We start from the raw sequence: 16,896 nt of genomic DNA on the forward strand, positions 1-16,896 counted from the left end.
GTAAGCGAAATAAAGTTTGCGTAGTAGCTAAGTTTTTAACAATCTGGTATAGCTAAAGAGTAATATTTAAAATAACCATCTTCACCAAAGTAAGGTAGAAGGAATATCAAGGCGATTTCGTTAAACTATAAAAACTGTCAGAACGAATCTGACTGCCATTTCGCCAAACTTCAACTCTTTGTGGAGTGACTAAATAATAAAAACTACCATTATCTGCTCGATATCTGTCTTTACCAATATTCAAAGCTACTATCTTTATAGGCTTGCTTGGGTCTTGCTTCAATTGCCCAATATAAAATAACTGACCATTTTCTTCACAGACTTTTACACGAATGCTTGCTGTCTCACCTTCAATGATGGTAACTCCATTGCATTTAGTATCAGCGCTTACAGGTGCAAAACCTATTGGAATTGGCTGTGAAGGTGAAACTTGATTTGCTACTGGGGGTGGCGAGACTGGGCGGTTCTGGTTATCCACTTGCTGAACTTTAGAACCAGAGCCAACACTTGCAGTTACGGATGTCAATAAACGAAGGGGGTCAACTGCTATTCGACCATTTGGATGAACTTCAAAGTGCAGATGAGGTGCTGTACTATTGCCTGTAGATCCCATCTCAGCAATCATTTGACCTTGAATGACCTGTTGACCCTTGCTCACCAACAAACGGCGATTGTGGCCATAGACAGTAATGCTGCCGTCGAGATGTTTAATAGTTATGGCATTTCCTAATCCCCAATTATCCCAACCTGCTTTAACAACTGTACCGGATGCCGCAGCCACAACAGGAGTTCCAGATGCCCCTGCAATATCAATTCCTTCGTGTTGATATTTGTGGAAGCCTTGAGAAATAAACCCTTTAGTTGGCCAGATTAAGTTAGAAGTAGGGACAGGAGTTTGCTTAATTGGGGAATCGCCTGCCAATTGTGTTAAGGCAGATGTAGCTGTACTTAATACAGTGGTTAAGGATATTAAGCCAACTAGTCCATAAGTACGGTATCGATAAGCAGTAGCTTTTTTCATAAGTTGCAAGTTTATTAGAACAATAATTCAGACACTTTCTGATTATTTGTTGTTTCAAGCTTACTCGGAAAATATCAGGAAATCTTTAGTGATACCATTTCTTTGTGAGGCTGCGCCAAACCCTCTTAACTTCTTCTTTCTTTCTTTCTTTCTTTGTGTTCTTCTCTGACGAGACGCTGCGCGAATGCGTCCAACTCTTACGAGACGCTGCGCGAATGTGGTTCGTTTTTCTTTCTTGTACTTAAATATGGTTTAGCGAATCTTCATACAGAATTGGTATGAGTTTGCAGCTTTCTAGCTTTTTAGATTTTGAATTCACCAACGAGGTCTTATATCAAGTCCGGTTAATCACTTATTTACCGCATCTGTACAAAAATCCCAAAAGCCTCTTTCCGCCTGCTCCCTGCAATAACTGCGGTCTAAATGATAAGTCTTTAGCCGGACACGATATTAGTTTTCCTACATAATTGAATGAAGTTTTAATAAATCCTATGGTTGCAATGCAGATTCAATTTTTTTCATTTCATTCTCTAAATATGCCAGGTTCGCTTTTTCATCATAAATTTACTGTTCTAATTGAAACATCTTATTTACATCAGTCTCATCTGCTGAAGCGTGACGCAAGTTAGATAATTTTTGATGGCACAGATCCCATTTTGCCTAAAGTGTTTCTAGTTTATGCTGCGATCGCCTTCGTGACCAATTGATTGTGTAGAATACAAAATCATCAATACCTCAGCCAACTCACCTGGTTTAAATATCCTACCGTTTACTTCCGGTTTACGACCTGGATCGGGGTTATCGTTGGTAGGTAGTTTTGTGTAGATGTAATCGCACTCTACCCCTGCTAATTTTGTTTTTGGTGTCAGTTCACAGTTGTAAATAAAAACACCAGTAAGTTGAGCGATCGCTAAATTAGCTCCATTGAGCCGAGTATTAATCAGCTTTGCCCGTGAAAGGTTAGCTCCTTGCAAGTCTGCTTCACTCAAGTCTGTATTCAAAAAACTTGCATCAGCCAGGTTTGCTCCCCGCAGATTAATTCCTCGCAAATCTAAACCATCAAAGTTTTGGTTTTGTCCATTACCACTGATTAATAACCTTTGTACTGAAGGATATCGTAAATAACTGTCACTCCCAGAGGCAAGCTCAAGTTGATTTACCTGGAACCAGCGCGTACCTTTGAGTTTGGCTTGCTGGAAGTTGGCACATTTGAGAGTGGCTTGAGAAAAGTTAGCATCAGTCAAATCAGCATTGAAAAAATTCGTACCACCTGCGCCTGCAAAGGCAAGAGCAAAATTGCGAACCGAGATAAACTTGACATTTTCTGCAAGAGCCTGCCAAGCGATGTAAGCACCCAGTTGGATAGTTGCTAAACCTGTAACAATAGTGCCTGCAATTACCAGAGATGAAGCCTTTGAAAAGGCTATAGTTCCTACTGTTAGCACTAGTGTAATTAATGCCAAGACTACGCCCCAAATTAAAGCTAATACCCGATTACCTGACTCTACCCAAGTAACAACAATGCCAATAGCCATAATTACTGCCGTAGCTAAAACCGCCGTTATACCTCCCAGGACTAGCAAATCAACAAAAGCTATTAACTGAAATAAACTATTGTATAGCGAATTTCCGTTATCGTTAAGCAAAACTAAGGTGAAAAATACAGCAACTACAACTGTTACAAAGATAATTCCAGTGATCGCACCAGAAAGGTTAGCTGCTCCGGCTAATATCAAAAACATCGCCACAATTAAAGCTGTTGGCAGAACAAGTGCTAGTATCTCAGCCTGTTCACTTGCAGTATAAGTATTTGAAGTTACTATAAATACAATACCTATACAACAAATTGCAACAATTCCAGAAAACAATAAAGCTAAACCAAACATCCTCACTAGTGTTGCTCTAGTACGAGCAGTTTCATATACCAGAGATAAGGCCCAAATTAGAGCAATTCCAGATAAACTTAGACCAATAGTTATATCGACTTTCCCAAAAAATTGGCTAACTCCCAAAGCGATCGCTACAATAATGGCTATTACCCAAGGGAATCTTATCCATCTGAAGTTAATGCCTAAAATATGCAGCCTATTACCAGTTTCTCTAGTTTCTAACTGACTTTTTAACAAGTGATTTTGATAGAAATAGGCAAAAGCAAAAGCTAAACAAACAGTAACCCCTACCCCTACTAAAAACACCTCACTTTGTATCCTTTTTAACGAACTCGTAGCTAAACTAAAAATACCAATACTAATCATTATAGTCAGGCAAGCCGATCCTACTAAAGCCAGAGCAGAGGCAACCCAAGCTCTACCCACACCCTTGTAAATAGTCCAAAAACTGCAAAGGCTGAACCCAATACTACTGAACATATAACATACAAAGCTTGTCCACTCACTATTACTTGAGGGTAATGTGACAGTCTTGAGGGCAAAGGATAGTAGGATAGCAATCAGCAGTGCTATTGGAGATAACAACACTGTTAGTATTAAACCTCGCTGTAATATAGATTGCCAGCTTTTGCCAATATTAGAAATGCAAATTATTGCAAATATTACTAATATTAGTATCCCTGTGGTGATGAGAACTGTAGTCTTTTTTTGAGATTCACTATCTATGATTGCTACCCACCCAGTACCGATCAGCGATGCAGCAGTTGTCGATAGTATTAATAGCAGAAAACAACAAAACATCAACGCAAATGCCCAGCGACCTTGCAATCCTGTTTTGACATAGCTGAAGTTTGCTCCCACAAGTCGGGCATTAGTAAAGTTTGCCCCTTGCAAATCAGCATAGCTAAAGTTTGCTTCGGTTAAATCCTGACCTTTGAAAGACTGACCTTTTAAGTTTTGACTACTAAAATCTTTCCCGATAGGTAAACTTGGCTTACCGAGATTTTCTTTAATTTGTTCAGGAATGGGCAACTCTTGTCCAGCAATTTCCAGCTTGCCTGCTTCAGCAATTTTACTAAGTTGAGCAGTAGCACCCTTGATATCGCCACGAGAAAAGCTTGCCATTGCACGGGTGTAAACTAATAATGGTTCCAATTGCGCCTCAGCTAAAGGTTCAGCAAAGGTTTCCACCAAAGAAGCGAGGCGGAGAATTTCTGTCTTGTCTGTGGAATTGAATTCTGAGGCTGTTGCTTGGAGTTGACTAAACGCCCGTGCAATCTGCTCGACTGCTTTGCTTGGTTTAGCGTATGCTAGTGCTGTCCAATGTTGAGCCTCGGCAAAGTCTCGAACATCTAGATCCTCACTCTGAAGTTGACGGTCAACGTATTCTAGTAAAAAGTCAGACAGTTGCAGAATTCGGTCTTGTTTGGAATTTGTGTTGTAGAACTTTTCGTCAGCTTTTAAACGTGCCAAAAGTTCATTTCTTATCGCACTATCCATTTCGTAAAGTTCATGCCCAACCTCTTCACATAAGCTAGAGAGCAAAAGGTCTGCGACCGCCTCCCAAGGAATATTGAGCAATTCACCGTGAATATCTTGCTGAAAGTTAGCCCATAAACGATACAGTAAATCTGGGGTAAGAGCCAGCGGAAAAGCCGCATGGTAAGCCAAGTAGAGATGAGGCTTGCGAAAGCGTTTTTCAAAGGATTCTATTCGGCGAATGGCGACTGTTTGTCTCATAAGCGATAGGGAGTTAATTTACCACGCAGAACACTAATCGCCCCTTGCAATCCCTGACGGCTTAACTCAAACATCGGCACTAAAGAGGCAATTTCACCAGCAGTTGTGCTGTCCCAACGGGATTTGGGCATGGGATTAAGCCATGCAATATAGCGCACTCTCTGTTTAAGTTGCTGCAAAAATTGTTGAGTCAGATCAATACGTTCTTGATTCCAACCGCCACGGGCTGCGCCTGCATCACTAAAAATTAGCACACCTGCACTATATGAGTAGTTAGCAAGGATATCAGCTAATAGTTTAGCCTCACAACAGCTAGGGTCTTGGTAGATATATTTATCGGAACAGTTGTGAAAATAGTAAACATCCGCTTTTGCTAAACGTCCACCTTGGACAGCTGTTTCTGCGAGGCGACGAGATAGTTCATGGAATGGGATCATTGAGCCGTCCCGATCTATCAACAGCAGCAACTGTGCCCGATTAACTCGACGGGGCATCAAAACAGTCTGGAGTAATATTCCCTGACGAGCAAACTGCTTAACAGTGGCTTCTATGTCGAGTTCTGTGGCAGGGCCGTCTCGCACAAAGCGCCGCAGGTAGCGCCAACTCTGCTTCATCTGCCGACGAGTGACCGGAAAATACTCACCTGTTTCAATCCTAATAGCTTGCCGTACTGCCCGCACAACCTGTACCACATCTTCCGGCTGTGCCTTTTGTTCCTTAGTCGATGGGGTAGGTGCGGAGGTAGATTCAGACGATGGGGTAGGTATGAAGGTAGATTCAGGCGATGGGGTTATTTCCTTTACCCTCGATTTGGCAAGACGTTCTAGCCAGAATCTAGCAATGAAGTATCCTCCTGACCATACTGTAAAGGCAACAACACCAGCGATCGCCAGGTACGTCAGTCGTTGTGTATCAGGACTATCCCCTGCTAAAACATTAATTTTGAATGGCTGGGTGTCTTTTATCGTGCCAGATGCATCGGTGACTTGTAGCTTTACTTCATGAATATCGTCTTTGGAGGTGGTAATTAGGTGCTGGCCGTCAGGACTAAACTGGATACTGTTGACTGTTCCGTTATGGAGTAATGTTTTGAGTTTTTTACCAGATATATCCCAAATGCGGGCGGTGCGATCGCTAGAACCTGTAACAACAAAGCGTCCGTCTGGACTGAAACTGACATCTTGAATATTGTCTTGATGTCTCAACAGCCGCATTTGCTTGCCAAAAGTATCTTGTGATGGAGACCATAGATTAACAGTACGCTCATTGTCTGAGAAGACTATGGCGATCATTTGTCCATCGGGTCTGAACTTAACTTTTGTTACTCTGTATGGTAATTCCTGAAACTTTTTACGATTTTGAAGGTCTAACAGAATCAGCTTTTCTTCACCTAGAAGAACCATCCAATGTCTATCAGAACTTAATTCTATGTATTGATCAGAATAATCTGGAGAATCAAAATAATATGGAAAATTTTCTGATAATGGTAATTCTGCTAGCTGTTTTCCCGACAAATCAAACCAACGGACGTATAATACATTCTTTTTTGGGTCTCGAAGAGATATAGTAACCACGCTCTGTCCATCGGCGCTGAAAGCAGTAAAGTTGAGAGAATCTGGACTCAAATCTTTAATCTTTTTACCCGAAATATCCCATAGGCGGGGAATTTTATCCTCGGAACTGGTAACTATGTATTGACTATCAGGGCTAAAAGTAACTTTGAAAGCTCTCCTTGAATGCTTGATTTTTATTAGTCGCCGATTCGGCAAGTTCCACAAACGAACCAAGCCATCTCCCGATGCGATCGCAAGAATTTTACCATCAGGACTAAAACTTAGGTCATTAACCTTCCCTGAATACTGGAATTTAGCAAGTTGCTGACCTGATAAGTCCCATAAGTACACAAAGCCATTTCCTGTGACTGTCGCAAGGATTTTACCATCAGGACTAAAACGTAGCTGATTAACCTGCCATGAATGCTGCAAATCTTTCTTTATCTGCTTCGCAGACAAGCTCCGCAGGTGAACAATCTTGTTACGTTCTGAGAAGACAAAATATGAACCATCAAGGTAAAAGTCTTGCAGAGAAAAATCATCATAATTATAGTTCAATTCTCCCAGTGGCTTACCAGACATATCCCATAGGTGGGCGCTTCCATAGGTCTCACTCACTGGTTTACCTTTCAGCGTAACTGTCCCATCTACACCTTTTTCTAACTTTAGCCAGGGTGGTTTTTTTAAGGCTGTAATCTCTAGGCGATCGTTTTCATTTGCCTTACAAGCTTTTACTTCATAACTGTACTCTTGATTTACTCTGACTAGTTTTATGGGTGACACACTAGTGAAGTAAGGACATTTCTTAGGTTGGGGTCTAACTAGCCAAAAACTTACTCCGGCAATTAGTAACAGAGTACCGCCCCAAACTATGCGACGAGTTGGTGAAAGTCGAGGTAATTTGATGAGTTGTTTCTTTTTCTGCGGTTCTACTTTGGGCAGAGTTTGGATCGGTTCGGGTTCAGCAAAGGATTGACTCTCCTCATCCATGACCTGTTCAAAGTGATAGTTAAACAGTAGCTTGTCTTCTTCTGATTTAACCCACAAGGTGCGGCATAGCCGAGCTAGGGCTTCATGGTCTTGAATGCCATAACCAGACTGGAGGGCACGTAGCGCTAGTTTATACTCATCAATACCCAGTGGCAGTCCTGCTTTTTGCAGTCGGTCAAATAAGTTTAGTAGGGGTAGTTGCAAGTTTGAGTCTTCGCTCATACTAAAATGTTTACCCTCGGTTTTTGAGATATGCTAAATAGCGTTGATGATCCACCCAGTTTTTTAGTAATACGCCCAAAAACGGTAGCTTCCCATCTAGTTGCCCCAAAATTTCATCTTGAGGATTTCTTTTGAGCACTTTAAACCAGTCGATCAGTTCACTGGTACTAACATTTTTACCCATCTCCCCTCTGCTTTCCGCAATAATTTTTCGCAGTTCCAGAAAACGCTCCACAGCTTTATCAACTAATTCTGGAGAGATATCTGGAAAAATCTTGCAAATGATTTCTTTGAGTCGTTCGTTGTCAGGAAATTCGACATAGTGAAACAAGCATCGCCTTAAGAAAGCATCTGGTAAATCCTTCTCATCATTGCTGGTGATCAAAACTATTGGCGCTACTTTTGCTTTAATCTCATCACCTGTTTCCTCAACAATAAATCGTTTTTGATCCAGTTCCAGCAGTAGGTCATTGGGAAAATCAATGTCAGCTTTATCAATTTCATCAATTAGCACGACACTCAACTTTTCCCCTCGAAATGCTTTTCCCAAAGGGCCCCAGCGCAAATAGTTAACTGGGTTATAAATTTGCTGGTTTTGTTCGGCACTCAGGCGACTAGAAGCCGCAAGTTGAGCATCTCGCAAACGCCCAACGGTATCATAGGTATACAAACCATCCTGTGCCCGACTAGTGGATTTGACGTACCAAGCTTCTAAATTTAGACCTAGTTCGTAGGCTACAGCATTCGCTAATAGTGTTTTTCCACACCCTGGTTCACCTTTCAACAGTAATGGTCGTTCTAAGTAAATCGCCAAGTTCACTGCTTCTACAAGTTCTGGATTAGGTAAATAAGGATATAAAAGCTGTCCATTCGCCCCTCTTTCTCCTAACTGGGGCTGAACTTGACCTGTATATTCCAGAAATTGCCTAGCTACAGTCTTAACCATTTTTCCTCCTGTTCATCCCAATTACAGTCAGAAAGGCGACAAATTTCGCAAAATGTGAGTTCTGGAATTCCATTATCACTGTTTTTCAGTATTATCTGTATTGTTTTATCTATTTGGTCTATCAGTTTAGTTGGCAGTGCATCCTCCTCGTAATCTAGCCACTCAGTCAGTTCAGCCTCAGAAAATTCGGTAATTTCAGTTAGCTTCCAAGAGTTTTGACTTTCTGCAAAAGGAACATTCCAACTACCTGAACAGCCGTCATAGTCAACCAGGAACATTAATAATTTGAATTGACTAGTTTGCAGGGTAGCTTCCTTGGCTTTTGTCGCCAATGGTAGCCAAAAATTTTGGATAAGTTCATTTAGAAAAGCTTCCTGTAGGCAATTGACATCGTAGAAAATTAGTAGGACATTCTGAGTTTGCCACAATCGATAAACTCGGTCGGCAATTTCGGGAATTGTGCTTTGTCTGTCTAGATCGACTCGACCACCCAATTCACGCCACAAAGCATTAATGTCACTCCTGCGGGAAATGCGACTGAGGTCAATTCGCACAATTTTCCCTGTGATGATGCTGGGAACATGTTGTACTACTAAGCGATTTAACAGCCAGCGTTGACCATAGTCTGGTGAACCGTGGATTAGAAAAGCTGCTGTGGAGTGAACCTCAATAAACTTACGGAATTCTCGTGTCTGTTTGCGATAGCCTAATTTCAACAAAGCTTGATATAGCCGTTCACTAGACACAGATTGTTCCAGATAATAAAGCTGCTGTTCTAATTCCTTCAGTTCTCCCTCGGTCTGTTCAATCTGCTTTTCTCGTTCAAAGCGAATGAGAACATCTGTCACGATCGCATAATCAAAACGTAGCCTGTTTAACTTCTCGGCTACTAGATCATACTGCTGTTGTAATCCCTGGCGTTTCTGTTCTAGGCGCTGATCGGAGGACATCCAGTTATTTTTGAGTAAATAATCTTTACTTAAGACGAATATCCAGAGGTCGGTGCGACAATCTGGTTATGTATTTTGTTTAAATAGTTGAAACATACCTCTTTTGCTAGATGTCATTTCTTTCGATAAGCAAGACGAAAATGTGAGAATTTTGTGTAACAGGTAGGAGGCAGGAAGTATGAAAAATTCAAGACTTCATTTTTTGAATGCTTGACACCAAGATTCCTTAATTTACCAGTTACAGATATAGTATAAAAAATATTTTTGTCTCTTAAGGCGATGATTGATCGCATCTCTTGACCAAAACTACCTTGCTAGTCTTCGGTGCTTAAAGCCACCAAAACATCTTGATATTCGCAATTCAAGATATCTCGATTTATAAGTATCTTTATATTTAGGTATCTAATATATCTAGATAGTTAGAGTTAATATCTTTATGCTCTGCTATATCGAATTAGGGGTTTAACCGATGCGAACCTGCTTATGCATCTCTCTCCGCTAGACCTACAATGTCATAAAATCCTTACATAATAAGATACAAGCCCTATAGGTAGGGTTTGAAGTTGAGTCTGCTTATCATCAAGAGTGTCAGATTATTAATATAGGTCTCAAGTCAAATTAAGGATTTTCAAAATAATTTTCTCTATATTCAATCCGGGGAAATAGTTTTAAATTTTACTAAAGTAGTTCATTTGTTCGCATTGAGAGGGCTGGGTGAGTTAAACTTGCCTAACCCAGCCGATAAAACTAAACAGCAGAGAAATTAGCCATTAAAAACGCGACTACGCCACTTATTCAACCGGGCTTCCCCAATTGTCGCAGACCGCCGGGAATCAGCAATTTGCTCTTGCAAAGCTGCAATCTGTTTTTCTTGAGCGTCAGCTTGCTGTTGCAAAGATGTATATTTGTCTGTGCTGGTCACGGAACTGGAAGACTGCCAACTACTACTAAATTTTGTTGTCCCAATACTGGCAAATGGTCGTAAGTCTGCTAATTGTTGTTGCAAAGTTGCAATCTGGCTTTCTTGCTCTTGAATCTTTTGCCGCAAGCTTTGCTCGGCTGCTGTGGGAGCTGCAATAAAAGTATTAACTGGAGCAGCAGTTTCTGGCTTGGGCTTGAATATTTCAGCCAGCAATGCACTAATATCCGTGAGTTTCTGTCTACCATAAGGAGCGTTGGTAATTAGCGATCGCACCAGTTGAGCTTCATTATTCGTTGCTAAGTTCTTATCACTGCTAGAGTTGCTCCGCACCAGTTGTAACATATTGGTAAATTCCAATATCTTTTTGCCCTTTTGAGTTTTATAACCTCGATAATATGGCACTATATTCTCACCAAAGGCATTTAAATACTCGTCGCTATCAAGATAAGAATCAATATCCGCTTCAAAACCCTCTTCATCTAGAATGTTGCTGTGATATATCGTCTCGGAGTAGTCATCGGGAGCGCGACCCAGCAGGTGCTTAAAGTTCAGTTCAATTGCCCGATAGCGGTAAACGTTATCAAAAAATCTGGAGCGATATAACTCTGATTTGGCAACTTGACGCACAAACTCACGCACATCGATTATGCCTTGCTTGAGTTGGGATTCTGGAACTATGAGCCGCTCACTTTCCATGATGTAGGCATTACCCAACACTTGCCGATAAACTGCCCGAATTACAATTTCAATGTCATCAACTGAAGCAGTAGTCCACAGTTCGATGGGTTCTGTTTGGGGAAATGCTTGATATTGGCGTCGTCTGGTTTCTTCGTCTAAGAAGGTCTGCATAGTTGGGTTAGTGTGGGTAAGAGTGACTAATTTGTCAAGTAAAAATAAAATTTCTGTAGTAGGATGGCAATACTAAACAGCAAAGCCATAACATACCCTACTTAAGATTTAATAATTACTGGTTATTGATATTAATTTATCAACTTTTGGTGAATTTTTTAGTTACATTTTCTAACAAACTTAGACGGCTAACTATTAATAACTAACAGCTAATCACGATCGGAAATTAGCAATTAGACATTAACAATTAGCCGTCAACCCCCTTGGGGAGTATTTAAAATTCAAAACTTAATTTTGAATTGAAGTGTAGACGCCTGTCAGAAAAATTTCCACAGGATAGTAACTCTCAAGCACGCTCATCAAATCTAGTGTAGAAACCACCGTATTTTATCCAGTATTGTTTCAAAGTATGATGAGGTGTATGTAAACTAGCTTTTGCCTGATATAAAATAACTTGGCGATGATCGCCCATCCAGATTTTATTAACCGGGTCAACGGATATTACTGTTCCTCCTAAAGAAGCAACGCATTCAGAGAATCTCTCAATCGTTGTGTATTCTAATGTCTCGAATATAAAAAAGTTACCCGAACAAATCAAGTGGCGGCTGCGAATCCAGCAGCGCATCTTTTTTTCAGCCAGTGGAGGCAACATTTTGGTTTTAATAGATTCAAGCTGAATCAACATAATGCGCTCACCGCAGGTAATTCATCAGCAAAACTTTGCCGTTTTTCAAATTGTAATGGGCCAGCAGTAGATCCCCATATTTGCTTGTGGGTTTCAATATCCATACCTTTATCTAGACTTATCCAAGTACGCTCGGTTACTTCTACTTCGCTGACAAGATATGTCTGGCATCCATTGCGTTTAATCAGACATTGATTGCCTGGTTCCACACTACCTCGAAACATTTCACCTTCTCGTTGGAAAACCATTGAACAGTGATAACGCCGTTCGATGCTTTCTGGGGTAATGGTTTTGAGGATATCTAATTCACGAGCTGCACCTGCATAAAGCATCTGATCTTTCAAGCTGTAATTTTCGATATAAATCCGATCGCCCCAATCGATTAGTCGATGTACTCCTTGACGATAGGGTGTCCATAAATCGTGGTCATAAGCTTGTTCAGAATAGAAACCGATGGCAGAAAAAAATTCAATCGGTAAAGGACGAAAATAAATGTGAATGTGGGCGTAAAGTTGCGGATTTGCAAAAGATTGCTTGTAGTTGCTAAAATCTCCTGCCATCCAACAGGCTAAGGTGAGCAAATCACTAGCGTTAGTGCTAGATTCGCTGGGCGCTATCGTCACGTCGCTTCGCTCCAAATTCAAAATTCAAAATTCAGACATTACAATCCCCATAAATAAATTTAGGAGCTTGTATCCTTTTATGTTTTAACCTGATATTTGCTAATTGGTTGAATTTGACAAAGAGCGAATCTCTGAAGAAAAAGAAGCTGTTGTCACACCTTTACCATCACTGGTTTTAATCATCGCTACCCGAAATCGGAGATTTGGATTAGCAAACCAAATTCGCTCCTCAGCAGCAGCGAGTTCATACTCTGTTAGCAGGGTAAAAATACCATCGTCACTCAGATGATATTTAGCCACTGCTGGAATTGTTTCAGCGTACCCTTTGTCCCGCAGGAGTTTTCCTCTAGAACGATTTTCGACATCGGGAATTGGTACTAGCACAGTACTGCCAGAGATTGGTTTATCGTCCCAGTCTGACTCACCTTCCCAAGTCATCCGAAAGGGGTGAGTAATACTGGCGGGTTCAGTGTTATACAATTGACAGATTGCTACCACTGCTGGATCGTTGGTGGATAGAGCCTCAATGTCAATGTTAGACAATACTTCTTCAAAATGGGCGAATGCTAAATGATGGGCGCTTCGCTGCGATCGCCATCGTCCAATTGAAAGTTCAAAAAACTCAGTAATTTCCATTAGAAAAGTGATTTTAAAAAAGTAGCTTAAAATCCAAGAGATATCTTGGCAAAAAAGAAAGTTATTCTCCTAGTCTATATGTTAGCCTCCTTGACCACAACTGCATTTGGGAGTGCTGAGTGCTGAGTGCTGAGTGCTGAGTTAGGAGTTAGGAGTTAAAAGCTTTTTTTGTCCCCCTAGTCCCCATTCCCTAGTCCTCAGTCCCCAGTCCCCAGTCCCCAGCCTCCTACTTAGACAAATCTAAGCAACTTCAGTGATACTGATAATTTTGCCGCCTGTCCGATGAATGTTTTGCACTTGTCCAGACAGTTGGTTGTAGTTAACTACATATTCCAGGTTGCCCAGACGAGTACGGAGATTATTGCCTGCACCTTTAACAGCTTTAATCAAGAAGCGTTTATCGGTGCTGCTGACACTAGAACCAGCCGCAGGAGCCTTGATGGATGTCGGTAAATTAGAACCGATATCGCCAATCAGTTTGGCTTTGCGCTCGCTATCACTGCTAGCGAATCCTCTCACTAAGCTAAAGGTGCGGTTAAAGGTAACATTTTTAATTCCTATTTGGGAGCTTGTGCTGCGAACATAAGGAACAATATTCTCGCCAAAATTCTGCTGATATTCGTTGCTATCGATATAGGAGTCGATCTCAGCATCATAGCCCTGTTCGTTGTAGATGCGGACGTGTTCGGAAATTTCTGCTTGATCGGCAGGAGGACGCCCTAGTAGATGTTTGAAGTTCAGTTCAATGAACCGATACTGGGAAGAAGAGTTGAAAAACAGGGATTGATAAATCTCTGATTTCGCAACGGCGTTGACAAATTCGCGGATGCTGATTTTGCGATCGCGCAATTGTGATTCAGCAGTGGCTAGTCGCTCACTTTCCAACAAGTGAGCATTACCCAAAACCTGTTTATAAACTGCTCGAATTAGTGTTTGTAATTCACTTTCGCTGGTGTTCGGACGCAGCTCAACAGTAGGTGAATCAATAGCCCAAAGTGACATTGAAGTATCTCCTGAAAAATGCTAATTAAATTAAATTTCCGAGCATCCTACTCCTTTATAGAGGTAGAATTTCCCATCAGTTGTCAGTTATTTTTGCTACTGACTAGCTTTTGTAAAACTTTAGTTTGTGAAAGTGTGTTAAATGTGTTCTTATATCACAACTGACGGCGGAATTGGTCAAACTCCAGATTAGCGATCGCTTTGGCTAACTTTTGATCAATCAGGATTTACGCAAATAACAGCCGCAAAGAATGATTTTCAGGTAAGGGCAATTTATTTAGACGCATACTCCTAGATCGAAGAAAGCTATGCAAAGGGTCTCGTACAGAAGCGGCTTCCCACATATTGCCTCTAAGCGCGTGTAGTTAGTTTTGCGTAAATCCTAGAACGATCAACACTGGGATTAAAGACTAGAGACTGAATACAGCGGAATTATTTCTCAATCCCTAATCTCTAATCCCCAATTTCTATTCTTTAGTTGACAGGGGTAATACTGGCGATCGCACCGCCCTGTTGGTGAATCCGCTGATACTCTTGTGAAAGCTTATTGTATGGCACGAAAAAGACTTGGTTACTGCGGCGAAATTTGGAAATGTTATTTACCACATTTGCCTTGTAGCCAGTGACTTCAATCCGGTAGACCTTACCATCATCACCAGATCCCACACCTTGACGAGTGCGAGGAGTAGATGTTGGGTTGCGGAATGCAGCGCCTTTGCTGGCTGGTGAAACCAGAGGGGTAGGCGTGCTTTGAATTAGTAGACTGTTTAATTTTGGTTGTTTGCCAGCTAAGTCACCTTTCAGGCTGCTGCTAGAGGAACCACGTAACAGTTGGAATAAGTGGGTAAACTGAACCAAATTCTGGATAGCTTCAGTTTTGTAGCCACGAATATAAGGAACAATGCTTTCCCCAAAAGTTTCTTGATATTCGTCGCTGTCTAGATAAGAATCAATCTCACCCTCAAAGCCCTTTGTATCTAGAATAGTGCTGTGTGTAAGCGTTTCTTCTAGATCCAATGGCGCACGACCAAGGAAATGTCTAAAATTTAATTCAATCGCCCGATAACGAGGGGCGCTATCAAAAAACCGCGAACGGTAAAGTTCCGACTTCCCGACTTGACGCACAAACCCGCGAACGCTAATTTCACCCCGTTTGAGTTGGGATTCAGCAACGGAAAGCCGCTCACTTTCCATTACATAAGCATTGCCTAGAACTTGCTTGTAGACATTTCTAATTACGGTTTCAACTTCCTCATTAGAGCGACTTGGCCACAGATCAATGGGATCGGTATCTTCAAACAGAGCGACCCCTAATCGTGATGCCGGTCCAAAAGCCATTCAAACTATCTCCCAGTTAACAACTAAATTTTATGAGAAGGATATTCAGCAGATGTTAAAAAACTTTACATCATTTGACAAAGGAAAAACCATAGAGACTTTAAATCCTTATTAGTCGATTTAAGTTTTTGCATCGTTATACCCTTATACATTCTGATATACATTCTGATATACATTCTGATACGATGCCGAAGCCATATTTATTAAAATTTGTTAAGTGAAATCATACTTTAGAGAAATTTCAGCTTTTTTTTAGTATCTGATTGGTGATTGGGGTACAAGCGATGGTAAGGGGATATTCGCTTGAGCAAGAGTATTAATCGTGTTGAGTCAAGGAGTGATAATAACTGTCAAAAAAAGGTTGCAGAATAAGCCCATCAATTTATTGATGGGCTTGATATAAGGACGCTGTTAACCTCTCTTTGCCAATCTAGCTTGCAATGCCAATGCATCGCCTTACAATACGATTGCGTCGTCTTACAATGCCATTGCATCGGCTTACAATGCGATTGTATCGACCTGCAATGCCAATGCATTGTCACTTACTTAAGCTTTCTTGCGTCAAATACATCTGTGCCCCTACCGTGTCTCGTCGTATATTGCATCCAAACGAGATGCGCTATAGTCTAGCCACCTTTTTGCCCATAGCACCATTCGCTCAAGCAAGTCCTCAGCTAAACTAGACACTTAGATTCAGAACTTTTTACTTAGGACTACTGAATTTGGAAAGTAGCCAGTCGGCTGATTAAATGATCAAAATAGGGAGCAAGAGTTTCTTGCTGATTGGCTTGACACTGGTTTAAACTAGCAACCTTTATACTTTTTAAGCCTAAGATCATCGCTTCGATTGGAACTTGTAATTCCTGATAAAGTAAGTTCATATAGTGCAGTCCTGTCGAACTGGTATACTCAGTGTGGCCACCTGCGATGCCATAGGTAATACAGCGGAGAAAATGCCAGAAATCTCGCCAGCAAGCTTGGGCGCGTTCAGGTGGATAAAGACCGCCTCCAGGCTGGATAATTTCGGGATAAGTTGCCAAAACTTGTTCCCTAGATTCATCAATGATTTCGGCTACGCGATCGCGTAACAATTGAGCAACAGGAATCAACTCAGAATTATCGGGTGACAAGGTTTTAATCTGCAATAAATCTTCATCGCTCAGGTAGCAAAAAGCATCATCCGCAGCTTGAAATATTTCAATCGCTGCTTTTGGATGGGACTGTTCCCACTCAGCAAAGCTGACAATTCTAGCTTTGGCTATTAATTCTTTAACGGTTTCGCTTAATTGAGTCATTGATTTAGGGGATAGGGTATTGGGCATGGGGCACTTGTACTGAGCGTATGTATCGCTAAAGCGAAAGCTCCGCTAACGCGTAGCGTGTCTTAGAGAAGCCGTTAGCGCAGCCTCTCGTAGAGAAGTATGGGGCATTGGGCATTGGGCATTGTGCTGGGGATAAAGGGGACAAATCAATTCAAAATTCAAAATTCAAAATTAAAGAACTTCTGCCTTCTGCCTTCTGCCTCTTGTT

12 protein-coding genes are annotated in these 16,896 nt (G+C 41.3%); all 12 read right to left on the minus strand.

Features of this window, described 5'->3' with window-relative positions:
- Window positions 1-106 precede the first annotated feature (106 nt).
- The 12 genes from HWQ40_RS21835 to HWQ40_RS21890 all read right to left on the minus strand — a co-directional run bounded on the left by HWQ40_RS21835 (window position 107) and on the right by HWQ40_RS21890 (window position 16,688).
- Window positions 107-1,021: a M23 family metallopeptidase gene (locus HWQ40_RS21835; protein WP_292781703.1), complete on the minus strand. Its 915-nt coding sequence runs from the start codon at window positions 1,019-1,021 to the stop codon at window positions 107-109.
- A gap of 671 nt (window positions 1,022-1,692) precedes the next feature.
- A complete protein-coding gene (locus tag HWQ40_RS21840) occupies window positions 1,693-4,650 on the minus strand; it encodes a pentapeptide repeat-containing protein (RefSeq protein ID WP_292781705.1) in 2,958 nt (985 codons plus the stop codon).
- Entirely contained in the window at window positions 4,647-7,415 is a 2,769-nt protein-coding gene (locus tag HWQ40_RS21845) for a hypothetical protein (protein WP_292781708.1), read from the minus strand. The genes HWQ40_RS21840 and HWQ40_RS21845 overlap by 4 nt, the downstream gene beginning before the upstream one ends.
- A gap of 10 nt (window positions 7,416-7,425) precedes the next feature.
- Window positions 7,426-8,361: a MoxR family ATPase gene (locus HWQ40_RS21850; protein WP_292781711.1), complete on the minus strand. Its 936-nt coding sequence runs from the start codon at window positions 8,359-8,361 to the stop codon at window positions 7,426-7,428.
- Window positions 8,346-9,311 carry a hypothetical protein gene (locus HWQ40_RS21855; RefSeq protein WP_292781714.1) on the minus strand — a complete coding sequence of 322 codons (966 nt, stop codon included), beginning with the start codon at window positions 9,309-9,311 and terminating at the stop codon, window positions 8,346-8,348. The genes HWQ40_RS21850 and HWQ40_RS21855 overlap by 16 nt, the downstream gene beginning before the upstream one ends.
- Window positions 9,312-10,074: 763 nt before the next feature.
- A complete protein-coding gene (locus HWQ40_RS21860) occupies window positions 10,075-11,082 on the minus strand; it encodes a phycobilisome rod-core linker polypeptide (RefSeq protein WP_292781715.1) in 1,008 nt (335 codons plus the stop codon).
- A gap of 346 nt (window positions 11,083-11,428) precedes the next feature.
- On the minus strand, window positions 11,429-11,767 hold the full coding sequence (locus tag HWQ40_RS21865; RefSeq protein ID WP_292781718.1) for a CpeR family transcriptional regulator: 339 nt from the start codon (window positions 11,765-11,767) through the stop codon (window positions 11,429-11,431).
- A complete protein-coding gene (locus tag HWQ40_RS21870) occupies window positions 11,761-12,390 on the minus strand; it encodes a chromophore lyase CpcT/CpeT (RefSeq protein ID WP_292781720.1) in 630 nt (209 codons plus the stop codon). The genes HWQ40_RS21865 and HWQ40_RS21870 overlap by 7 nt, the downstream gene beginning before the upstream one ends.
- A 99-nt stretch (window positions 12,391-12,489) precedes the next feature.
- The gene (locus HWQ40_RS21875; protein ID WP_292781722.1) at window positions 12,490-13,026 is read right to left on the minus strand and encodes a phycobiliprotein lyase; all 537 of its coding nucleotides are present in this window, start codon (window positions 13,024-13,026) and stop codon (window positions 12,490-12,492) included.
- Between the two features lie 240 nt (window positions 13,027-13,266).
- On the minus strand, window positions 13,267-14,028 hold the full coding sequence (locus HWQ40_RS21880) for a phycobilisome rod-core linker polypeptide (protein ID WP_292781724.1): 762 nt from the start codon (window positions 14,026-14,028) through the stop codon (window positions 13,267-13,269).
- A 474-nt stretch (window positions 14,029-14,502) separates the two neighbouring features.
- Window positions 14,503-15,366, minus strand: a complete 864-nt coding sequence (locus HWQ40_RS21885; protein ID WP_292781727.1) for a phycobilisome linker polypeptide — start codon at window positions 15,364-15,366, stop codon at window positions 14,503-14,505.
- 713 nt (window positions 15,367-16,079) lie between these two features.
- The gene (locus HWQ40_RS21890; RefSeq protein WP_292781730.1) at window positions 16,080-16,688 is read right to left on the minus strand and encodes a phycobilisome protein; all 609 of its coding nucleotides are present in this window, start codon (window positions 16,686-16,688) and stop codon (window positions 16,080-16,082) included.
- Window positions 16,689-16,896 lie beyond the last annotated feature (208 nt).

Origin of the sequence: Nostoc sp. NMS9, assembly GCF_017114995.1 — a bacterium.
In the GTDB taxonomy this organism is placed as follows: Bacteria; Cyanobacteriota; Cyanobacteriia; order Cyanobacteriales; family Nostocaceae; genus Nostoc.